Raw genomic sequence first — 22,485 nt, forward strand, 5'->3', positions numbered from 1 at the left:
TTTCTCTTAAACATAAAATACAGCAATCCCTTTTGAAATTTCAAGAGGGATTTTTTTTGGGCATGCCCCAGCTTTCTCTGCGTTGCAGCTGCGTCAGGCTGTTCGCTGCAATCTTTTATGTAGTCCCGAGGTTTCGGGACTATATAAAAGGATTTTCGCTTCCATCCTTCATGCGGGCTCTCGTGAATATAAATGCTTGTACATTGTTCAAAATCAATTTGTAAAAAAAAATCAATATATTTGAGAATAAAAAAATATTTATGAAATCGCAAAATAAAATTACAAGATTTTTATTAACTATTGGCGGAATTCTTTTACTAATGGGATTGTTGTCATTAGATTTAAATGATTTTTCTTATGATTTCAATAAAAAATCATATTTTAAAATTATCTCAGGTATTTTACTGCTTTTGATTTGTTTTATTAAAATATACTTTGAAAAAAAGAAAACGGTTTCAAATAACTAAAAATAATGTTGCTGGCACTTGTTTGTTCACGTTCAGTAATCTGTGACAAGTACTTACTTAAATTAAGAAACAAATCATAACGTTTGTAACACCAATCGTTGAAATAGAATATTTTCAGTATTTCACATAAACTTTAAAACTATAAATTATGAATGTTTTAGAAATGCAAATGAAAGAGTTGATACAAAAATCTAAAGATTATCTTGCAAAGGGAAAGCGTAAAATGCAATTTATAATTTTAGGCGTTTCACTGAGTATTTTAGCAATATATGAAGCAGGTAAAAGTTTTGGTGAATTAATATATTTTATCAAAAATTAAATATCGATTAACGCGTTAATGTTCACGTTTTCTGATACGGAACTCACTGGCTCTCGTCCGTCCTCATTCATGGAGATCGTTTGCAGCGAGTATCTACTTAAATTTAAAGACAATCTTTAACGTTTGCATCGCTGATAGCAAAAAAAAGAGTAAACAAAAAGCCCTTCAAAAATTGAAAGGCTTTTCTAAGAAAATAAATTTAAAATTACCTGCCAGGTGATTTATAAAGTGGAACTGCGGAGCACGCTTCACCATACATAATGCTTCGCGCAAAACGCTGTAAATATTGGGCAGCTAAAACATAAGCCCGCATCGGAACCGGTTTTCTGGAGCATCCTTTTATGATAATAGACTTGTTTTCATAAACTGAATAGTCAATTTCAGACAGTAATTCTTCATAAAGTGAAGCGTCTAAATCTTCCAAAGTTCCATTGATAATTTTCTTTGCAAATGGCGCTAATTGAATCGCAACCAAAATAGAAGCCCAAGCCGGTACAATAGCATCGGTACTGCAATTTATTGCCACATATTGATCTTGGTATTGGGACCAATCGTGCTTTTTTAATTCCGATCTAAAATCTTTTTCTTTTAATAAAAATCCATCAAAAAGCCATTGCGAAATATCTATTTGTGTGCGAATCCCTGTTGGATAATAATCTTCAAGATCAAAAACTACCAAAATACTATTGGCAACTTTATTTATAATTTCATCTTCCATACCATTTTTTTATTGATACCCTTCAGCCTGCAGTGTGAACAGTTGGGCATATAATTTATTGTTTTCCATTAACTCATTATGCGTTCCTGATTCTAAGATCTTACCTTCTTGTAAGACTAAAATGCGGTCTGCCTGTCTTACCGTACTAAACCTATGAGAGATGATCACACTCGTTTTATCTTTTATTAATCCTATAAATCGCTCAAAAACTTCGCTTTCGGCTTTGGCATCCAGTGCTGATGTGGGCTCGTCCAGAATCATAACCTCAGCATTTTTCATGTAAGCCCGTGCCAATGCGATTTTTTGCCATTGTCCTCCGGATAGTTCCTGACCTTTGGCAAATCGTTTTCCTAGTTGTTGTTCGTAGCCATACTTTAATTCAGAAACAACTTCGTTGGCCAAACTCAATTCAGCCGCTTTTTGTATTCGTTCGTAATCATTAATTTCATCAATTTTTCCGATGGCAATATTTTCTTTCACTGAAAATTCATACTTGAAAAAATCCTGAAAAAGAACTCCAAAATATTCCTGATAATTGGCCTTATTATAGCGATTTATATTGATGCCGTCAAGCAAAATTTCACCCGAGGTTGGTTCGTAAAACCGAAGCAGTAATTTAGTAAGTGTGGTTTTTCCAGCACCATTTTGCCCAACAAATGCTATTTTTTCTCCTGCCTTTATAACAAAACTAATATCTTTTACTATTTGATTTTCAGATTCCGGATACGCAAAATAGACGTTTTTAAATTCAAATCCGGTTTTGATTTTCTCTGGCAAGGGAATCTCCTTTTCATTTTTATGTTCGGATCGAATGTCAAGAAAATCAAAATAATCTTTCAGATATAAAGAACTTTCGGATATCCGAGTAAATTTCGAAAAAAAATCTCGCAGACTACTCATTAAACGATTGAAACTCCCGGATAAAAAAGTTAATTCACCAAGTGTTATTCCTCCCGAAAGCACTCTGTAAATTATAAAAACATACGCTGCATAATAACTAATTGATCCTAATACATTGAATAAAAACCCATAACTGGAACGTTTTACAACGAGCGATTTATTTAATTTAAAATAGCGTGTTGCAAGGGTTTCAAATCTTTCGACCAGAAAGCTAGTTAATCCAAAAAGCTTAATTTCCTTTGCCGTTTTATCATTGGCGCCAATAAATCTAAGGTAGTCCAATTCCCTTCTTTCGGAAGTCCAGCTTCTGGCCAGCGAATATTGTTGTTGACTGAAACGTACTTCATTAATAAAAGATGGAAAAATGCTTAAAACTAATAAGACAATTAAATAAGGTTCAAAATAAATCAATCCTATCACAAGCGAAAAGATAGAAATAGTAGTTTGCGCCTGACCTAAAACATTCGACATTAAATCGACACGGCCTGCCGTTTGCGTTCTTGCTCGGTCAAGCTTGTCGTAAAATTCAGAATTTTCCAGCAGACTAATATCGATTTCATTAGTCTTTTTAATGATTTTAATCGAACTATTGATATTGTACTGATCTCCAAGAATTCCATCGGTAAGTGAAATTGCCCGACCTACCAAATCAGATAACACTACGAGTATAAACTCTATTGCCACAGAATGCCAAAGCGTAGAATAATCCTTTTCGCCGTGTGTTGTAATTTGGATGATGGCATCAAAAATGAGTTTTCCAACCCATAAAATTGCAACGGGCAACAAAGCCGCAACGATTCTGCAAAAAGCTGATGTCAAGAATAACGTTTTGTTAGTACGCCAAATTTCTTTGAAAAAGCGGGGTATAAAAAAAAGCGAATCAAAAGAAGATTTTAATCCAATTTTTTGATCGTTTAAAGATTTGGGTTGAGTCCGCGCCATTTTAAAGCATTCCCAATTCTAATTTTGCTTCCTCGCTCATTAAATCTTTGCTCCAAGGCGGATCAAAAGTAATTTCTACTTCAGCGTCTTTTACATTCTCTAATGATTTTACTTTTTCCTCCACTTCTCGTGGTAAACTTTCTGCAACCGGGCAGTTTGGTGATGTGAGCGTCATCAGGATTTTTACTTCAAAATCCGTATTGACCATCACGTCGTAAATTAATCCTAATTCGTAAATATCGACAGGAATCTCCGGATCATAAATAGTCTTTAATATTTTTACGATTGATTCTCCTAATTCGGCAGTGTCTATTTCTTGTGTCATAATTTTTATTATTTTATTACTCGTAAATAACTGATATTAATGTAATTGTATCAAATAGGGAAGCTATTTTAATAACTCCAAAATCATTGTTTGAAAATATAATATCAGGGGTAATTTTATTATTGTACTTTTTGTCTAAAGTAACTAAATTGGTTTGAAAATCTTTGTTTGTTTGAAAAGTGTACGTTCCTATACTTTTATCGTCACTTGTAAAGTTGATCTTTTTTAATTGTGAGTCAAACGATTTTGTATAATTCGTTTTGGGATAGTTAGTATGTATTTTTTTTTCATTGTAATTAACAACGACATTGAATATAAACGCATTGTAGTTACCTCCAAAATATTTTTTAAAAGTTTCATTTAATGCCTTATTTCCTCTCGTAAAAAATAGTTTTGTTTTATTCTTTTTTAAATCATAGGTTCCTTCTATCGTATGAGTTGTATGATATAAATTACTTTGTAGTATTTTTTTGTCTTCGTTATTAAAACTTTTAATTTCAAGAAATCCAATAATTTTTGTCGAATCAGACGGACTTATTACCTTTGAAAATTTTAATTTTGGATATTCAGCTTTAAGTAATAATGTGTCTGCATACACTTTGTCATCTTCAATAAAAAAGTTCGATTTTTGTTCATAAACAAATTTGATTTTTGAATATGTTACTGGCAATGTTGTTTGTGAGAAAACTATATTGCATGCTAAAATTAACACTGTTAAAAATATTTTTTTCATACCAATAATTAAATTAATTCCGCGTGCTGAATGCCAAAGCATACATTTTTATATTTTTTATCATCGAAACTAATCCGTTTGCGCGTGTTGGCGATAAATGTTCTTTCAAACCTATTTCGTCAATAAAATTCAGATCGGCTTCCAGAATATCAGATGCTTTTTGATTGGAAAAAGTACGAATTAATATCGCAATAATTCCTTTGGTCAAAATGGCATCACTGTCAGCAGTGAAAATAATTTTATCATCCGTTTGCTCTCCTTGCAACCACACTTTGGACTGGCAACCTTTGATAATGTTGTTTTCGGTTTTGTATTCTTCTTTGATTAAAGGGAGTTTTTTTCCTAATTCGATGATGTATTCATACCGCTCCATCCAGTCGTCAAACATGGAGAACTCATCAACAATTTCATCTTGTATTTCTTTAATTTTCATACTCTGCTGAATTTATTTCAGTTTTATTTTTTAGCTAATGAAGTTATCGTATTTACGAATTTCTTAATTTCTTTTGGTGGAAAACCGTGATCAAAACTAGTGGTTTCATAGGCTTTCTCCTTAATGGTAATTTTCAGTTTGGCTATAGCGGCACCGTCATGAAAACGTTTTTCGCTGGGCGCTTTGAGCTTAGACAAACTATCCAATTTCACTGTTTTAAAACAATCCACTAATTCTTTCCAGTCGGCATCCGATAATTTTTTTGGTACCGGTTTGTCATTGCCGTCTCTATCTTTCGAAACCGTCAGCATCTGATTTTTTACCGTTATCTTTTGATAGAAGCCTCTGGTATTAGCCGTGTATTCAATAACTGCGGTTTCAATATCCTGCGCTTTGGCACTATCGCAACCGTTTCCCAGAAAAATAGTTAGAAATAATAATGATAAGATTTTCATGTATTGATGATTTTAATTTTTTTAAGATAACATTAGTTGCGCTTTTTTAATAGCTTCAACCATTACATCAATTTCTTCTTTGGTGTTATAAAAGGCAAAAGATGCTCTTAGTGTTCCCGGAATTTTAAAGAAATCCATAATGGGTTGCGCGCAATGGTGGCCGGTTCTTACAGCTATTCCTAATTTGTCAATTATGGTACCAATATCGTACGGATGAATGCCTTCAATATTAAACGAAATTACGGAAGTTTTTTCTTTGGCGGTGCCAAAAATTTTTAAACCTTCAATTTCCAATAATCGTTTAGTTCCGTATTCTAATAATTCCTTTTCTTGCTGTTGAATGTTATCAAATCCAACTTCATTCATATAGTCAACAGCAGTTCCCAGAACAATTCCTCCGGCAATATTTGGTGTTCCAGCTTCAAATTTATGAGGCAACTCAGCATAAGTAGTTTTCTCGAAAGTCACTTCCTTGATCATTTCGCCTCCACCTTGATACGGCGGTAATTTATTCAACCAAGCTTCTTTTCCGTATAAAATTCCAGTTCCTGTGGGACCGCATATTTTGTGTCCTGAAAAAACATAAAAATCACAGTCTAATTCCTGAACATCAGGTTTCAAATGCGGAACGGCTTGCGCTCCATCAATCAAAATTGCCGCGCCAACTTCATGCGCTTTGTCAATCATATATTTAATTGGATTGACAGTTCCAAGAGCATTCGAAATATGATTTACGGTTACAATCTTCGTTTTATCCGAAAGCAATGTATCATATTCGGACATGATCAATTCGCCATTCTCATTCATTGGAATTACTCGTAAAGTCGCTCCAGTTTTCTCGCACAACATTTGCCAAGGCACAATATTGCTGTGGTGTTCCAATGCCGAAACTAAAACTTCATCGCCTGGTTTCAAAATCGAAGCAAATCCATTGGCAACTAAATTAATTCCATGTGTTGTTCCCGAAGTAAAAAGAACTTCATGGGCAAATTTTGCATTGATGTGATTTTGAAGTTTACCGCGTGAAATCTCGTATGCATCAGTTGCTAGTTGACTTAATGTGTGTACGCCACGATGAATATTTGCGTTAATTTCCTGATAATATTTTGAAATGGCATCAATCACCACCTGTGGTTTTTGCGAAGTGGCTCCGTTGTCGAAATAAACCAACGGTTTTCCGTTTACTTTTTGGGAAAGAATAGGGAAGTCGGATCTAATTTTATTTATGTCTAACATGTGTCTGTTTTTTTAATGTTTTTATTGGAAAAATATAAAGCCAATAGTCAACATTTTTAGATAGACTAATTTGAAATCAGCCTTGCATTATTTAGAATTTTTCTAAATACAAAAGTAGTGAAATTGGAATTAATTTTTGGCAAACACTTGTTAATAAAAGTTGATTTTCTCATTCGAGTATTGGTTAAAAAATTGTACTTCTTTTTTATTAAATTGCTGAAAATTAATTTCTATGAAAAAATTATTCAAATTCGTTGGTTTAGCTTCTTTTATCGGAATCTTTTATGTTGGGTTCACCACCTATCCAAAAATGGATTTAATTTCTGGCTTTTCAGCCAAAAGTATGGCTTCAGGTCATTTTATTGATAATCGATCACAGGAAATGATTGAGAAAGGAGATAATGATATCGATATGATTGATTTGGCCAAAAACCAAATTGAAGAAGCCGGAAAGTTTGCCGCTGCTTCGGTTTATGGTTTGAAAGAACGAAAAGCGATTTACCGCGAAGGTTTAGGTGCTACTTTAATCAACGATGATTTTGATGTTTCAAAACCGTATTTGGTTCCCAAAAGAACAAAATTGAACAACAATTTACCTTTTCCGTATGGAAATAAGGAACCTAAAGACACCATTTTTAGTAACGTTGATTATACTAAATTGAATGCCGCTGTAGCCAATGCTTTTGATACAAAATGGCAAATCAAAAAAAGAACGCGTTCCCTTTTAGTAATTTATAAAGACAAAATCATTGCTGAAAAGTACGATACTGGTTTTGATAAAAATAGTAAATTATTAGGTTGGTCCATGACCAAAAGTATTACTAGTACCATGTTTGGAATTTTGGAGAAACAAAGAAAATTTGACATTGATGATCCTGCGCCAATTCCAGAATGGGCGAATGACAACCGAAAATTGATTACAACAAGCGATTTGCTGCACATGAATTCCGGTTTACAATGGGTGGAAGATTACGCGACTATTTCTGATGCCACCAAAATGCTTTTTCAGTCTGAAGATATGACTCGCGCGCAATTAGAAAAACCGGCGGAATATAAACCCAATATGCGGTGGAATTATTCTTCAGGGACGACGAATTTGCTTTCCGGGATTTTGCGAAAACAGTTCAAAACGCATCAGGAATATTTAGATTTTTGGTATTCGGCTTTGATTGATAAAATAGGAATGAATTCTATGGTGATCGAAACAGATATGGCCGGAAATTATGTAGGTTCATCCTACGGTTGGGCTACAACACGAGATTGGTCAAAATTTGGGTTGTTGTATTTGCACAAAGGCAACTGGAACGGCGAACAAATTTTCAACGAAAGTTGGGAGAAATATACTGCAACTCCTACGAATAGATCTGACGGAAGATATGGCGGACATTTTTGGCTCAATGCCAACGGACATTTTCCTGATGTGCCAAGAGATATGTATTACTGCAGCGGTTTTCAAGGTCAGATGGTGGCGATTATTCCGTCACTTGATTTAGTGATTGTACGAATGGGTTTAACCGAAGAACCTGAATTTGATTTTAATGGAATGTTGAAAGGGATTGCGGGAAGTTTAAAGAAGTAAATACTTACATTCTTATTTATTTTCATTAATATTACAAAAGCATTTAACTCGTTTTAAGTAATTTATGAAAAACATAATCTTTATTGGAGGAATTCACGGTGTTGGAAAAGGTACAATTTGTAATGAAATAGCTTTAAAAACTGGCTCAATTCACCTTACTGCTAGTCAAATATTAAAATGGGAAGAAATTAGCAATAGGGATAATAAACTTGTAAAAAATATTGCTTCAACCCAAAGTAGATTAATAAAAGGGCTGGAAAATCTAATTAGAACAGATGAAAAATATCTTCTTGATGGTCATTTCTGTCTATTAAATTCAGATGGAATGCCAAGTAGAATTGATGAAGATACTTTTGACCAAATTAATCCAAAAGCTATAGGGATTGTAATTGATGTAGTTGAAAAAATTGCAAAAAGATTAGAAGCAAGAGATGGCAAAATTTATGATGTTAAAGTTTTGAATGAATTACAACAAATGGAAATAGAATATGCAAAATATCTTTCCGACAAATATTCAATACCTCATATTGAAATAAAAGATAGAAACTATACTCAACTAATGGAAATTATTTAATGATGAAAATTTTACTAGATACCAATATCATTATTCATAGAGAAGCGAGTAAAATATACAAACCAGAAATTGGGCAACTTTTCAAATGGATTGATAATCTAAAGTACTCAAAACACATTCATCCTTTAACAGTCGAAGAATTAGAAAGATATAAAGACCCAAATGCTCTTGACACAATGAGTATTAAGATTCAGAGTTACAATTTACTAAAACATCAAGCTCCATTAGGAGAAGAAATATTAAAAGTAAGCAAAAAAGTAGATAATCAAGATAATGATATAAATGACACTCAAATCTTAAATGAAGTTTATGAAGGTAGGGTTGATATCTTAATTTCAGAAGACAAAAAAATTCACACTAAAGCCAATTTGCTTGGAATAAGTGAAAGAGTTTTTAAAATTCAAAATTTCCTTGAAAAAGTTACTGCAGAAAATCCAGAATTAGTCAATTTTAAAGTTTTAGCTGTAAAAAAAGTTGATTTTGCAGAGGTAAAGATTAAAGAATCATTTTTTGATAGTTTTAGAGAAGATTATACGGAATTTGATGTTTGGTTTAATGGCAAATCGGAAGAGTCGTGTTATGTGTGTCATAGTGATGGAAATTTAACAGCATTTCTTTTTGTAAAAACAGAAAGTGAAGAAGAAAATTACTCAAACATTTCACCTGTTTTTCAACCAAAAAAGAGATTAAAAATTGGTACTTTAAAAGTTACGGGAAACGGATATAAAATTGGAGAGCGATTTCTTAAAACTATCTTTGACAATGCTATTCAGTATAAAGTTGAAGAAATTTATGTCACTCTTTTTGTCAAAAGGCCTGAACAAGAACAGCTAATTGAAATGCTTGAAGAATGGGGATTTGTTTACCACGGATTAAAAACAACCAAAAATGGAGAAGAACGAGTATATGTCAGATCATTTGGTAAAAATTTACCAAAGAACATTCAAAATCTTAAATTAACTTTTCCGTTCTTTTCTAGAGAAACAGATAAATATATTATAAAAATTGAACCTCAATATCATACAGAGCTTTTTCCAGACAGTATAAATACAAGAGAAGATAAATCTAAATATACTGAAAACGAACCTCACAGAAATCGAATAAGTAAAGCCTATATTTCACATTCAAAAGATAGAAATTTAAAATCTGGCGATATTGTTTTAATTTATAGAATCGGAGAAGAAGGGACTCAAAAAATTTATACAAGTACTATCACGACTATTTGTATAGTGGAAAACATTAAAAATGATTTTAAAACTTTTGATGATTTTTTCGACTCTTGTAATAGGAAAACTATGATCTCTAAAGATGATTTAAGAAATAAGTGGTGGGATAAATATCCTAAGTATAGACCTTTTGTGATTAATTTTTTGTTTGCACATTCATTACCAACTCCCAAACCAACCATAAGAAATTTAATTGACTTAAAGATTTTTGAAGACAGTAAAAGCATACCTTTAGGCTTTATAAAATTAACTAATGAACAGTTCAACGATTTAATTAATTTTGCATATAAAATCAAAAAATAGTTATGAAAGTAGTAATGTCAATTAAGCCCCAATTTGCAAATAAGATATTTGATGGTACTAAAAAATTTGAATTCAGAAAAGCTATTTTTAAAAACCAAAATGTCACTTCAGTCCTAGTTTATGCGTGTTCACCTGTTCAAAAGGTGATTGGTGAATTTGAAATTGGTGAAATATTCAATTTTGATCTTAAAACGCTTTGGGACAAAACCAAAGAATATTCTGGAATAACAGAAGATTATTTCTATGAATATTTTGCTGACAAAGAACAAGGTTTTGCGATTCAAATTAAAAATAAGAGAAGATTTAAAACACCAAAAAATCTTAAGGAAGATTATAATTTGACACCCCCTCAATCTTTTGCCTATTTTAATTCAATAGAATAATTTTAGCCCCGATAGCAGTGAAAATCCTTTTATTGTTTTCTTTAAAACAATAAAAGATTGCAACTAATGGCGGGAAAAGCTCCTAAAAAAATAAACCCTGTCAGAGTTTTAAACTCTGACAGGGTTACCATTATAACTTTTTCTTAGTGTTGATTATAAATCAAATCCTATTTTCACGCCTAATTTCGTAGCGATAATTTTGGTAATTCGTTGTTTCAATTCCGGTATTTTAATGTTTTCGATAACGGCATTTGAGAACGCATACATCAATAACGCTTTGGCTTCTTTTTTAGGAATTCCGCGTTGTTGCATGTAGAACATTGCGGTTTCGTCTAATTGTCCAATAGTACAGCCATGAGAACATTTTACGTCATCAGCAAAAATCTCTAGTTGTGGTTTTGCATTAATCGTCGCTTTGTCGCTCAATAATATGTTATTGCTTTTTTGGAATGCATTTGTTTTTTGAGCTTCTTTCTCCACGTACACTTTTCCGTTAAAAACTCCCGTAGAACGATCAGAGTAGATTCCTTTATAATCCTGAAAGCTTTCACAATTTGGAGTGGAATGTTTCACTAAAGTATAATGATCGACATGTTGTTTTTCACCAATAATTGTTATTCCGTTTAAAGTACTTGTTAGGTGTTCGCCAAAGTGATAAAAATTCAAGTTGTTTCTCGTGAGGTTTCCACCAAAAGAAAAAGTGTGAACGGATACATGGCTTTCTTGCTTCTGAGAAACATAAGTATTATCAATTAAATTTGCTTCAAGCGTATCGTTTTGAATTTTGTAATAATCAACGATAGCGCGTTTTTGAGCAAAAATCTCAGTAACAGAATTCGTTAACACGGGATTTTCGTTTAAACTTTGATGGCGCTCAATAATTTGGACATGTGAATTCTCTCCAACAATCACCAAGTTTCTCGGCTGAACCAAAAGCGCCGCTTCATTCCCTGTTGAGAAATACATAATCTCAATTGGTTTATCCGCTACTTTACTTTTTGGAATATTGATGTAGGCGCCTTCAATAGCAAAAGCGGTGTTCAATGACGTCAAACTTTCGTCTCTGTTGGCAATTTGATTAAAATAAGTATCAATTACCATTTTGTATTTTGGTTTGGTCAATGCCGATGACATCAGACAAACATCAATTCCTTCGTGTGTGGTTGACGATAAATGCGAACTGAAAACCCCATCAATGAACACTACTTTATACGTGTCTATTTCGTGTAAAAAATATTTTTTTACATGGTTAAATTCAACTGCATTATCTTGTTTTGAAAAAACGGTAAAGTCATTTTTTAAGATGGCGTTTAGTGACGTGTATTTCCAAGCTTCGTCTTTTTTGGTTGGGAAACCTCTATTTTCAAAGTTTTTTATGGCGGCAGTTCTCACGTCATGAAGTTCAGCGTGAACATCAATACGCTCTTCGAAAGCCATAAAAGATGATAGTAATTTTTCTTTTAAATCCATTTTTATTTTGTTTCAAGTTTAATGTTTAAATGTTTAAAGTTATCTGGTGGCAACTTTAAACTTTAAACTTCAAACAAATTTTTACACTTCTTGTTCTTGTTTAATCCAGTCGTATCCTTTTTCTTCCAATTCATGCGCTAATTCTTTTCCACCAGATTTTACAATTTTTCCGTTGTATAACACGTGAACAAAATCAGGAACGATATAGTCTAATAATCTTTGGTAGTGTGTTATAACTACGATTGCATTTTTGTCGCTTTTTAGTTTGTTAACCCCATTAGCCACAATTCGTAAAGCATCAATATCAAGTCCAGAATCGGTTTCATCAAGAATAGCCAATTTTGGTTCTAGCATCGCCATTTGGAAAATCTCGTTACGTTTTTTTTCTCCACCAGAAAAACCTTCGTTTAGAGAACGAGACAGAAATTTCCTGTCGATTTCTAATAATTCTGATTTCTCACGAATCACTTTTAGCATTTCGTTTGCCGGCATTTCTTCCTGACTATTTGCTTTACGGGTTTCATTAATGGCAGTTCTGATAAAGTTCGTCACTGAAACTCCTGGAATCTCCACTGGATATTGAAACGAAAGGAAAACTCCTTTGTGCGCTCTTTCTTCTGGTGCCAATTCCGAAAGGTCTTCTCCGTCTAAAGAGATTTCACCTGCGGTTACTTCGTAGTTTTCGTTTCCTGCAATGATTGAGGCTAATGTGCTTTTTCCGGCACCGTTTGGTCCCATTATCGCATGAATTTCTCCTGCTTTTACCTCAAGGTTGATTCCTTTTAATATTTCTTTGTCCCCAATTGAGGCGTGTAAATTTCTTATACTTAACATGTTGTCTTTGTTTATTCGTAATGACCTTTTAGTGATAAAATGTCTAATATTTCAATTGTATTTTCTTCGGTAACTTTATATATAATGCGATGTTCTTGATTTATTCTTCTTGACCATTTTCCAGAAAGCTGGTATTTCAATTGTTCCGGCTTTCCGATTCCTTCAAAAGGATGTAGTTGAATGTCTTCTATTAAATCTGTAATTTTATTTAAAATGTTTTTATTTCCAGATTTAATCCAAAAATCTAAATCTTTTCTAGCTTTAGTCGTAAATACTATTTGCATAAAGCACGTATTTCTTCCATCGTCATTTTTATCCCTTTCCCGTCTTTAATGCTTTGTTCTGCTTCCAAAATTTCTTTTACAAACTCAGGGTTATATGGATTTTCTTCTTTTACAATTTCAAATCCAAGCGATTTTGCCAATGATTTTAAGACTGGAAAATCTTTTTTCTTTACATTTTTTAAAATTATATCCATAATATTTAGATTTAAAAAATTACCCCACAGAACCTTCTAACGAAATTTCTAATAATTTTTGTGCTTCTACGGCAAATTCCATTGGTAATTTATTCAATACGTCTTTACTAAAACCGTTTACGATCAACGCAATTGCTTTTTCGGTTGGAATTCCACGTTGGTTGCAATAGAAAACTTGGTCTTCGCCAATTTTACTTGTCGTAGCCTCATGTTCTATTTTTGCTGATGGATTTTTGCTTTCGATGTATGGAAACGTATGCGCGCCGCAATTGTTTCCCATTAATAAGGAATCGCATTGCGAAAAGTTTCTGGCGTTCTCTGCGTTTGGTGAAATGCGGACCAAACCTCGATAACTGTTTTGAGATCTTCCGGCAGAAATTCCTTTAGATATAATAGTTGACTTCGTGTTTTTACCCAAATGCACCATTTTAGTTCCTGTATCAGCCTGCTGGAAATTATTGGTCACAGCAATCGAATAAAATTCTCCTGTTGAATTATCTCCTTTTAAAATAACGGAAGGGTATTTCCACGTTATCGCTGAACCGGTTTCTACCTGTGTCCAAGAAATTTTTGCGTTTTTCTCGCAAATTCCTCTTTTGGTTACAAAATTAAAAACTCCGCCTTTTCCTTCTTTGTTTCCAGGATACCAGTTTTGTACGGTTGAATATTTTATTTCGGCATCGTCCAAAGCGATTAATTCTACCACTGCGGCATGCAATTGGTTTTCATCACGACTTGGAGCGGTACAACCTTCAAGGTAACTTACATAACTGCCTTCATCGGCAATTAATAATGTTCTTTCGAACTGCCCAGTTCCTGCTTGATTGATTCTGAAATAAGTCGAAAGTTCCATCGGGCAACGAACGCCTTTTGGAATATAACAGAAAGATCCGTCAGAGAAAACTGCCGAATTCAAAGCTGCATAAAAGTTGTCTTTTTGTGGGACAACTGTTCCTAAATATTTACGGACTAATTCTGGATGTTCTTTGATGGCTTCAGAAATACTCATAAAGATTATCCCTTTTTCACCTAATGTTTTCTTGAATGTTGTGGCTACTGAAACAGAATCCACAACAATATCCATCGCTACATTGTTCATCATTTTTTGTTCATCGACAGAGATGCCCAACTTTTTGTACATTTCTAAAAGTTCCGGATCTACGTCGTCCAATGTTTTGTTTGGATCGACCGCTTTTGGAGCTGAATAATAAGAAATGGCCTGAAAATCAGGTTTGGTGTAATGCACATTTGCCCATTCCGGCTCTGTCATTTGCTCCCAAGCACGATACGCCTCAAGACGCCAATCGGTCATCCATTGTGGTTCTCCTTTTTTGTGCGAAATAGCACGAACTATATCTTCACTTAAACCAATAGGAAAGGTTTCTGATTCCAATTCGGTGTAAAATCCGTATTCGTATTCTTTAGTTTCGAGTTCGATTTTTAAGTCGTCTTCTGTATATTTTGACATAATTTTTTGTCTTAAAGTTTTAAAGTCTAAAGTTTTGAAGTCATTACCAGTCTTTCGACGATATGACTGTCAACATTCGACTAAAGTGAAAATGATTCTCCGCAACCACAAGTTCTATTGGCGTTTGGGTTATTGAAAATAAACCCTTTTCCATTAATTCCCCCTGAGAATTCTAATATTGTTCCGGCTAAGTATAGAAAAGATTTTTTTTCGATTGCAATAGTTATATCGTTATCTACAAAAATTTTATCATCGTCGCTTTTTGTTTTATCAAATTTTAAATCATAAGACAATCCAGAACATCCGCCGCTTTTTACACCCACTCTTACGTAGTCGATTGCAGCGTCAAAACCATCATCTTTCATTAAATCGATGATTTTTTTTCTTGCTGTGTCAGAAACTTTTATCATAGCTTATATTGATTTTGTCTAAATTAATGACAAAGATAGTGTATAAAATGCTTTTTCCATAATTGATAACATTTTTATAATCAATGTTAAAATAGAAAAAAGCTATTTGAAACCGCTAAAAGCATTTGAATACCTTAACTTTGAAACCTATCAAAACCTACAAAAAAAATGAAACTATATCCTATAGAAACAGGCAATTTTAAATTGGATGGCGGCGCAATGTTCGGCGTGGTGCCAAAAACGATTTGGAACAAAACCAATCCGGCTGATGTAAACAATTTAATTGATATTGCCGCACGCTGTTTATTGGTTGAAGATGGTAACCGACTTATAATGATTGATACCGGAATGGGGAACAAACAATCCGAGAAATTTTTTGGTTATTATTCGCTTTGGGGAACCCATTCGATGGACAAATCGTTGGCCAAATATGGTTTTCATCGGGATGATATTACTGATGTTTTTATGACGCATTTGCATTTTGACCATTGCGGTGGTAGCGTACAATGGAACGCTGACAAAACAGGATACGAACTTGCTTTTAAAAATGCTAAATTCTGGTCTAACGAAAATCATTGGGAATGGGCTACAAAACCAAATCCTCGGGAAAAAGCGTCTTTCTTGTCTGAAAATATTTTGCCCATACAGGAAAGCGGTCAGCTGAATTTCATCCAAAGACCCGAAAACGATTTTTTAGAAAAATCAGAATTGGGTTTTGGCATCTTCTTTGCTGATGGACATACTGAAAAGCAAATGATTCCGCACATTCAATATAAGGATAAGACCATTGTTTTTTGTGCTGATTTATTGGCAACAGCCGGACACGTACCTATTCCTTACGTGATGGGCTATGACACCAGACCATTATTGACTATGCCTGAAAAAACAAAGTTTCTAAATGCCGCCGCGGATAATAATTATTATTTGTTCTTGGAACACGATGCGCACAATGAAATCATAACCGTGCAAAAAACCGAGAAAGGCATACGGCTCAAAGAAGTTTATAAATGCGATGAAGTCTTAACATAGTGTTAAGGACAGTTTCATTTGTAACAAAAAAAAATTATTTTAGACAAATATTTCAAAAACTAAATAAAAAATTCGAAATGAATACCATTAAACCCATTTACATTTCTGCTTTTGCTTTTTTAGCACTAGTAGGATGTGGCGCTTCAAAACAAGTTTCAAACACTAGTAATTCTGACCTAGTTGCCATAAGCGCCCCTTTAAACATTACAAAAAAGGCACCAATAACTGAAAACGACTTAAAACGTTGGAGTCATTTAGATATTGTGACCGATACCATTCCTGGGATGAGTGTTGATAAGGCTTACGCCGAATTATTAAAAGGTAAAAAAGGCGTGCCAGTAATTGTTGGAATTGTAGATTCTGGTGTGGATATCGAACACGAAGATTTGAAATCTGTACTTTGGACCAATACAAAAGAGATTGCCGGAAACGGAATTGACGATGACAAAAACGGATACATTGATGATATTCACGGATGGAATTTTCTTGGAGACAGTACCAAAGAAAATTTGGAATACGAAAGAATTATCAAAGACAAAACTTTAGTTGATGATGCTACTTACCAGGCGGCAAAAGCATTAAATGATAAAAAAGTGGCTGATGCTGCTGCTGGAAAAACACGTTCACAGCAAATGTTAGAGACTATTGCTGCTGGTGATGCTGTTTTAGTTAAACATTTTGGCAGACCAGTTTATACAATCGAAGAGGTAAATGCAATTGTTTCACAAGAACCGGTAACACAAAAAAGTAAGGCGGCCATGCAACAAATGCTTTCGTATGGATTGACAATATCAGAGTTGAAAATTGCTGTTCAAAAACAATTAGACGACCAGGTTGCACTTATCAACGGGGATCATCTTAAAACAGATTACCGTAAAGTTGTAGGAGATAATCCAAACGATATTACTAATACAAAATACGGAAACAATAATGTAATGGGACCAGACAAGAATGAAATTCTTCATGGAACTCACGTTGCCGGAATTGTTGCACAAACCAGAAACAATGTTTTAGGTGGCGATGGTGTTGCTAATAATGTTCAAATCCTTACGGTTCGTGCAGTGCCAGACGGTGATGAGTATGATAAAGATATTGCATTAGGAATTCGTTATGCAGTAGATAATGGTGCGAAAGTAATCAACGGAAGTTTTGGAAAAAGTTTTTCTCCACACAAACAATGGGTCTATGATGCGATAAAATATGCTGAGAAAAAAGATGTATTGATTGTTCACGCAGCCGGTAATGATGCAAAAGATATTGACTTTGCTGAAAATTTCCCCAACGATTCAAAAGATAAAGTAACGGAGTTTGCCGATAATTTAATCACAATTGGCGCTTTAAATTTTGAATATGGAAATAAAGTTGTGGCTCGTTTTTCTAATATAGGAAAAATAAATGTAGACGTTTTTGCTCCCGGCGTAAAAATTTACGCTACAACTCCAAATAACACTTATAAATATTTGCAAGGAACTTCAATGGCTGCGCCAAATGCTGCCGGAGTTGCCGCACTGATTCGTTCTTATTATCCAAAATTATCTGCTCAACAGGTAAAACATATCTTGATGGATTCAGGGGTTGCTATTTCAACAGCTGTTGTTGTGGGAGGAAAAGCAAGTGATACGCGTGCTTTTACTACTCTGTCTAAATCAGGGAAAATAGTAAATGCATACAATGCTTTACTGATGGCAGAAAAAATGTCCAAAAAATAACAATTCAAATATTCATCAATGGAAGAGCACTTTGTTCTTCCATTTTTATTTTTAACCTATATGAAAAAACTACTTTTATTATCTTTTTTTACATTAAGTTTTGCAAATTTGTTTGCTCAAAGCTCTTCTTATTGGCAGCAGCATGTTGATTACAAAATAGATGTAACCATGGATGTTAAGACTTATGAGTACAAAGGAAAACAGGAATTGGTTTATACCAATAATTCTCCGGACACCTTAAGAAAAGTATATTATCACCTTTATAATAATGCTTTCCAGCCAGGAAGCGAAATGGATGCCAGAATTCAAAGTATTAAGGACCCTGATGCCAGAATGGTTAACAAAATAAATTCGGGGATTAATGAAGTGAAAGAAAGCCGAATCAAAAATCTAAAACCTAATGAAACGGGGTATTTGAATATCACTAATTTCAGGCAGGACGGAGTTAATATTCCGGTAAAAGCGGTAGGAACAATTCTCGAAGTTACTTTGGCTAAGCCAATACTTCCCAATTCAAAAACTACTTTAAAGTTAGATTTTGACGGTCAGGTTCCCATTCAAATTCGTCGTTCCGGAAGAAATAATGCTGAAGGGGTAGAATTGTCAATGGCACAATGGTACCCTAAAATTGCCGAATTCGATTTTGAAGGATGGCATGCGGATCCTTATATTGCCAGAGAATTTCATGGTGTTTGGGGAAATTTTGACGTGAATATTACCATCGATGCAGCATACGTTTTAGGCGGTACGGGTTATTTACAAAACAAAAATACAATTGGACACGGATATCAAGATCAAGGCGTAGTTGTGACCCTTCCAAAGGGAATTAAAACGTTGACATGGCACTTTAATGCACCAATGGTTCATGATTTTACTTGGGCAGCTGACAAAGAGTACATTCACGACGTAGTGAAAGGTCCGAACAATGTCGACTTGCATTTCTTGTATAAAAACAATCCAAAATATATAGAAAACTGGAAAAATTTGCAGCCAAAAACAGTGCAGTTAATGGCATTTTACAATAAAACAGTTGGTGATTATCCATACAAACAATATTCTGTGATTCAAGGCGGCGATGGCGGAATGGAATATGCGATGTGTACGCTGATTTTAGGACAAGGAAGTTTTGAAGGATTATTAGGAGTAACCGCTCACGAAATGGCGCATTCTTGGTTCCAGCATGTATTGGCTTCCAATGAATCAAAACACGGATGGATGGACGAAGGTTTTACTTCATTTCTGGAAGATTTAGGAATGAATGAAATTGCAGATAAAAAAGTAGAAAACCCATTCACAGGAGCGTATGCTGGATATTTTTCAATGGTAAATTCAGGGAAAGAATTGCCACAAACCACACATGCAGATCGTTTTGACGAAAACAGAGTGTACAGCATCACTTCGTATAGCAAAGGAGAACTTTTCCTGACACAATTAATGTATTTGATAGGGAAAGAAAATTTGATGAAAACCTTAAAAAAGTATTACAGCGATTTTAAATTCAAACATCCTACGCCAAACGATATCAAAAGATCTGCCGAAAGAATTACTGGAGCAAATCTGGATTGGTACTTGACGGATTGGACACAAACCACCAACACTATTGATTACGGTATTAGAGAACCGAGAGACATTGGTGAAAAAACGATTGTAACATTAGAAAGAATAGGCAGAATGCCAATGCCAATTGATTTGTTAGTGGAATATACAGATGGAACATTGGAGAGTTTTTACATTCCGTTGCGTATGATGAGTTTTGAAAAAGAAAATCCGAATCCCGCCATAAAAAGAACGGTTTTGGGTGATTGGGCTTGGGCTTATCCTACAATGGAATTCATGATTGCGAAACCTAAAAGCGCCATCAAGAAAATTACCATCGATCCGAGCAGCTTAATGGCTGACATCAAGAAAGAAAACAATACCTACGAATTAAAGTAATATTTAAAAGCCCTGAAAAGGGCTTTTTTTATGCAATCTAGTCAGGTGTTGCTATTGAAAATTACCTTCTGAATTTAAAATATTCTGCTAAAGGATGCTTCTTATTTTTCAACATTTTAGAAACGAGCTCCATTCCAATTACAGAAAATGTGATGCCGTTTCCGCCAAAGCCCAAAACAAAATAAGCACTTTTGAAATTAGGATGTTTGCCAATGTAAGGTAAACCGTCTTTAGTCTCGCCAAAAGTACCCGCCCAGACAAAATCCATTCTGAAATCATAATCGGGTAAAATTTTCTTCAGATATTTGGTGAGCTTAACTGACTTGTCGCTTAGTAAGGAATCTCTTTTTTCGGCATTTACAAAATCCTCATCCTCTCCACCAATAAGTAATCGGTTGTCATCTGTGGTTCGCATATACATGTAGGGTTCCGCCGTATTCCAAAAAAGAGTGTCGTTAATATGTGATTGGTCGTCTTCAAACCGTTCTCCCACTATTGCGTAAGTAGAAAGTAATTTTACAAACTCATCTTTAATGATTTCGGTACTTTCAAAACCGTTGCAGTAAATTATTTTTTTAGCGGTAATGGTAGTGCCATGTTCTGTTAGAACGCTGACGCCATTTTGTTTGTAAGTGACTTTTTTGATATCCGTTTTATCAAAGATTTTCAATCCTTTTTCATGATTGTACGCCAGAATATCGTGGGCTAATTTGAATGCATCTATACTGCCGCCTTGTTCCGACAAGATTCCACCATACGAATGTTTGATGTGAAACTTTTTATCAATTTCATCAGCTTCGAGCCATTTTACAGGCATTTCAATTTTTTTTCGCGCCTCGAATTCTTTTTTTAACCAACCAACGTCTTTCTCTACAGCGGCAAAATAGAGCGATTCTTTTTTCTTGAATCCACAATCAGATTTTACCTGTTGCACGATTTTCTTCAAATCATCAATCGATTTATAACACGCCCAATAACTTTCAACGGCGGCTTTTTCACCAATTAAATCAATGAGTTGGTGCAAAGGAACGTCAATCTCATATTGTAACATGGATGTCGTCGCCGATGTACTTCCGTGACCAATTTCTCGTCGGTCCATCAGCACGGTTTTGTAACCGTCTTCCATACATTGATGAGCTATAAGGCTGCCCGTTATTCCTCCGCCTACGATTAAAATTTCTGTGTCCAAATTTTCTCTTAATGACGGATAGGAGTTGACGATTCCGTTTTTTACCAACCAAAAAGGTTCACTTGATTTTAGTTTCATGGCGCTGAGGTTTTTATCAAATTTAACGAAAACATTTTTTTAAATGATGCTAAAGAAAAAACACAAAACACAATTAAAAAAAATTGGGTTTCAAAAAACTAGATTTCCACCTTAATTTTTTAAAACCCGAACTCTTTATAAATAAAAGTATTATGCTTTTTCCCAACTCAAATTTTTCAACATATCTTTAGTCATCGTTTCCAAATCAAATTCATGTTTCCATCCCCAGTCCTTTCTGGCTTCAGCGTCATCAATACTTGCTGGCCAGCTGTCGGCTATTTTTTGACGGAAGTCCGGCTCATAAGTAACTGTAAATTCAGGAATATGTTTCTTGATTTCGGCAGCAATCTCCGTCGGCGTAAAGCTCATTGCAGCCAAATTATATGAAGAATGAATTTTTATTTGTTCTACTGGCGCTTGCATAATTTGAATGGTCGCCGCAATAGCATCGTCCATATACATCATCGGCATTTTTGTTTCTGAGGACAAAAAACATTCGTATGTTTTATCCGAAAGTGCCTTGTGAAAAATATCTACCGCATAATCCGTGGTTCCGCCACCAGGAGGCGATGACCAGCTGATTAGACCCGGATAGCGAATGCTTCTGACATCCACCCCAAAAATATTGTGATAGTATTCACACCATCTTTCTCCGGCTTGTTTGCTGATTCCATACACCGTTGAAGGTTCCATTATCGTATATTGTGGTGTATTTTCTTTCGGAGTTGTTGGTCCAAAAACCGCAATACTCGAAGGCCAGAATATTTTTTTTATTTTTCCGGCTTTCGCCAAATTCAAAACATGAAACAACGAATTCATATTTAAGTCCCAAGCAAAAGCTGGGTTTTTCTCGGCTGTTGCAGATAATAATGCGGCCATCAAATACACTTCGTCAATTTGATGCAATTCCACTAAATGTTCAATTTGATTAAAATCTAAAGCGTTTACCACTTCAAATGGACCGGAATTCACCACATCAATATTTAACTTTCGGATATCCGAAGCGATTACATTTTCTGTTTCGTATATTTTTCGTAGTTTTTGGGTAAGCTCCGTTCCTATTTGGCCACAAGCGCCAATAATCAATATTTTTGTACTCATTTTTGTCTGTTTTGAAAAACAAAGATAACGTTTTCGCAAATAACATAACTTTGATGAAAATCATTATAAAAATCTTAAAATAGTGTTTAAAAAAATACGTAATTTCTTAATTTCGGATGTTTTTAAACATAAAAATCAGTATAGCAATATTAGATTGTTATTCCAATACAGGAATTCATTATTGTAAATTT

General features: G+C 34.3%; 24 protein-coding genes. 9 read left to right on the forward strand and 15 right to left on the reverse strand.

What is annotated here, in order from left to right; genetic code table 11:
* Positions 1-260: 260 nt before the first annotated feature.
* Together BMZ76_RS03900 and BMZ76_RS15860 are read left to right on the forward strand one after the other, a co-directional pair.
* The gene (locus tag BMZ76_RS03900) at positions 261-467 is read left to right on the forward strand and encodes a hypothetical protein (RefSeq protein WP_091203402.1); all 207 of its coding nucleotides are present in this window, start codon (positions 261-263) and stop codon (positions 465-467) included.
* 148 nt (positions 468-615) lie between these two features.
* A complete protein-coding gene (locus tag BMZ76_RS15860; protein ID WP_167547413.1) occupies positions 616-786 on the forward strand; it encodes a hypothetical protein in 171 nt (56 codons plus the stop codon).
* A 205-nt stretch (positions 787-991) separates the two neighbouring features.
* Here the strand turns inward: BMZ76_RS15860 and BMZ76_RS03905 are convergent, their stop codons facing one another.
* The 7 genes from BMZ76_RS03905 to BMZ76_RS03935 are packed head-to-tail and all read right to left on the reverse strand — an operon-like array spanning position 992 to position 6,528.
* Positions 992-1,504 carry a DUF2480 family protein gene (locus BMZ76_RS03905; protein ID WP_091203403.1) on the reverse strand — a complete coding sequence of 171 codons (513 nt, stop codon included), beginning with the start codon at positions 1,502-1,504 and terminating at the stop codon, positions 992-994.
* A gap of 9 nt (positions 1,505-1,513) precedes the next feature.
* Positions 1,514-3,346, reverse strand: a complete 1,833-nt coding sequence (locus BMZ76_RS03910) for an ABC transporter ATP-binding protein (protein ID WP_091203404.1) — start codon at positions 3,344-3,346, stop codon at positions 1,514-1,516.
* A 1-nt stretch (position 3,347) separates the two neighbouring features.
* Positions 3,348-3,671 (reverse strand): SUF system Fe-S cluster assembly protein, encoded by a 324-nt coding sequence (locus BMZ76_RS03915; protein WP_091203405.1) that lies wholly within the window; start codon positions 3,669-3,671, stop codon positions 3,348-3,350.
* Between the two features lie 16 nt (positions 3,672-3,687).
* The gene (locus BMZ76_RS03920; protein ID WP_091203406.1) at positions 3,688-4,446 is read right to left on the reverse strand and encodes a hypothetical protein; all 759 of its coding nucleotides are present in this window, start codon (positions 4,444-4,446) and stop codon (positions 3,688-3,690) included.
* Positions 4,418-4,837, reverse strand: a complete 420-nt coding sequence (locus tag BMZ76_RS03925) for a SufE family protein (protein ID WP_091203407.1) — start codon at positions 4,835-4,837, stop codon at positions 4,418-4,420. Before BMZ76_RS03925 ends, BMZ76_RS03920 begins: the two co-directional genes overlap by 29 nt.
* A gap of 23 nt (positions 4,838-4,860) precedes the next feature.
* Positions 4,861-5,292 (reverse strand): hypothetical protein, encoded by a 432-nt coding sequence (locus BMZ76_RS03930; protein ID WP_091203408.1) that lies wholly within the window; start codon positions 5,290-5,292, stop codon positions 4,861-4,863.
* Between the two features lie 21 nt (positions 5,293-5,313).
* Positions 5,314-6,528 (reverse strand): aminotransferase class V-fold PLP-dependent enzyme, encoded by a 1,215-nt coding sequence (locus BMZ76_RS03935; protein ID WP_091203409.1) that lies wholly within the window; start codon positions 6,526-6,528, stop codon positions 5,314-5,316.
* 232 nt (positions 6,529-6,760) lie between these two features.
* Between BMZ76_RS03935 and BMZ76_RS03940 the strand changes: the two genes are divergently transcribed.
* The 4 genes from BMZ76_RS03940 to BMZ76_RS03955 all read left to right on the forward strand — a co-directional run bounded on the left by BMZ76_RS03940 (position 6,761) and on the right by BMZ76_RS03955 (position 10,593).
* Positions 6,761-8,107, forward strand: a complete 1,347-nt coding sequence (locus BMZ76_RS03940) for a serine hydrolase domain-containing protein (RefSeq protein WP_091203410.1) — start codon at positions 6,761-6,763, stop codon at positions 8,105-8,107.
* Positions 8,108-8,171: 64 nt separating this feature from the next.
* Positions 8,172-8,681 carry an ATP-binding protein gene (locus BMZ76_RS03945; RefSeq protein WP_091203411.1) on the forward strand — a complete coding sequence of 170 codons (510 nt, stop codon included), beginning with the start codon at positions 8,172-8,174 and terminating at the stop codon, positions 8,679-8,681.
* Positions 8,681-10,210, forward strand: a complete 1,530-nt coding sequence (locus BMZ76_RS03950) for a PIN domain-containing protein (RefSeq protein ID WP_208857632.1) — start codon at positions 8,681-8,683, stop codon at positions 10,208-10,210. The genes BMZ76_RS03945 and BMZ76_RS03950 overlap by 1 nt, the downstream gene beginning before the upstream one ends.
* 2 nt (positions 10,211-10,212) lie before the next feature.
* Positions 10,213-10,593 (forward strand): ASCH domain-containing protein, encoded by a 381-nt coding sequence (locus tag BMZ76_RS03955; RefSeq protein ID WP_091203413.1) that lies wholly within the window; start codon positions 10,213-10,215, stop codon positions 10,591-10,593.
* A 153-nt stretch (positions 10,594-10,746) separates the two neighbouring features.
* On the opposite strand, the gene sufD is transcribed toward BMZ76_RS03955, so the two are convergent.
* The 6 genes from sufD to BMZ76_RS03985 all read right to left on the reverse strand — a co-directional run bounded on the left by sufD (position 10,747) and on the right by BMZ76_RS03985 (position 15,253).
* The gene (gene sufD / locus BMZ76_RS03960) at positions 10,747-12,063 is read right to left on the reverse strand and encodes a Fe-S cluster assembly protein SufD (protein ID WP_091203414.1); all 1,317 of its coding nucleotides are present in this window, start codon (positions 12,061-12,063) and stop codon (positions 10,747-10,749) included.
* An 81-nt stretch (positions 12,064-12,144) separates the two neighbouring features.
* The gene (sufC, locus tag BMZ76_RS03965; RefSeq protein WP_091203415.1) at positions 12,145-12,897 is read right to left on the reverse strand and encodes a Fe-S cluster assembly ATPase SufC; all 753 of its coding nucleotides are present in this window, start codon (positions 12,895-12,897) and stop codon (positions 12,145-12,147) included.
* A gap of 11 nt (positions 12,898-12,908) precedes the next feature.
* On the reverse strand, positions 12,909-13,181 hold the full coding sequence (locus BMZ76_RS03970) for a Txe/YoeB family addiction module toxin (RefSeq protein ID WP_091203416.1): 273 nt from the start codon (positions 13,179-13,181) through the stop codon (positions 12,909-12,911).
* Positions 13,172-13,375: a DUF2683 family protein gene (locus BMZ76_RS03975; RefSeq protein WP_091203417.1), complete on the reverse strand. Its 204-nt coding sequence runs from the start codon at positions 13,373-13,375 to the stop codon at positions 13,172-13,174. The genes BMZ76_RS03970 and BMZ76_RS03975 overlap by 10 nt, the downstream gene beginning before the upstream one ends.
* 19 nt (positions 13,376-13,394) lie before the next feature.
* Positions 13,395-14,843 (reverse strand): Fe-S cluster assembly protein SufB, encoded by a 1,449-nt coding sequence (gene sufB / locus BMZ76_RS03980; protein WP_091203418.1) that lies wholly within the window; start codon positions 14,841-14,843, stop codon positions 13,395-13,397.
* Positions 14,844-14,923: 80 nt separating this feature from the next.
* Positions 14,924-15,253, reverse strand: coding sequence for a HesB/IscA family protein (locus BMZ76_RS03985; RefSeq protein WP_091203419.1), 330 nt, complete (start codon positions 15,251-15,253; stop codon positions 14,924-14,926).
* A 168-nt stretch (positions 15,254-15,421) separates the two neighbouring features.
* On the opposite strand from BMZ76_RS03985, the gene BMZ76_RS03990 reads away from it, so the two are divergent.
* The 3 genes from BMZ76_RS03990 (at position 15,422) to BMZ76_RS04000 (ending at position 19,926) form a co-directional block, all read left to right on the forward strand.
* A complete protein-coding gene (locus BMZ76_RS03990) occupies positions 15,422-16,282 on the forward strand; it encodes an MBL fold metallo-hydrolase (RefSeq protein WP_091203420.1) in 861 nt (286 codons plus the stop codon).
* 77 nt (positions 16,283-16,359) lie between these two features.
* Positions 16,360-17,991 carry a S8 family peptidase gene (locus tag BMZ76_RS03995; protein WP_091203519.1) on the forward strand — a complete coding sequence of 544 codons (1,632 nt, stop codon included), beginning with the start codon at positions 16,360-16,362 and terminating at the stop codon, positions 17,989-17,991.
* A gap of 60 nt (positions 17,992-18,051) precedes the next feature.
* Positions 18,052-19,926: a M1 family metallopeptidase gene (locus BMZ76_RS04000; RefSeq protein WP_091203421.1), complete on the forward strand. Its 1,875-nt coding sequence runs from the start codon at positions 18,052-18,054 to the stop codon at positions 19,924-19,926.
* 61 nt (positions 19,927-19,987) lie between these two features.
* Here BMZ76_RS04000 and BMZ76_RS04005 read toward each other — a convergent pair whose 3' ends face one another.
* Both BMZ76_RS04005 and BMZ76_RS04010 read right to left on the reverse strand, forming a co-directional pair.
* Positions 19,988-21,193: an NAD(P)/FAD-dependent oxidoreductase gene (locus BMZ76_RS04005; RefSeq protein WP_091203422.1), complete on the reverse strand. Its 1,206-nt coding sequence runs from the start codon at positions 21,191-21,193 to the stop codon at positions 19,988-19,990.
* A 150-nt stretch (positions 21,194-21,343) separates the two neighbouring features.
* Positions 21,344-22,294: an L-threonine 3-dehydrogenase gene (locus tag BMZ76_RS04010; RefSeq protein WP_091203423.1), complete on the reverse strand. Its 951-nt coding sequence runs from the start codon at positions 22,292-22,294 to the stop codon at positions 21,344-21,346.
* Positions 22,295-22,485 lie beyond the last annotated feature (191 nt).

It is taken from the genome of Flavobacterium xueshanense (assembly GCF_900112975.1).
Taxonomy (GTDB): domain Bacteria; phylum Bacteroidota; class Bacteroidia; order Flavobacteriales; family Flavobacteriaceae; genus Flavobacterium; species Flavobacterium xueshanense.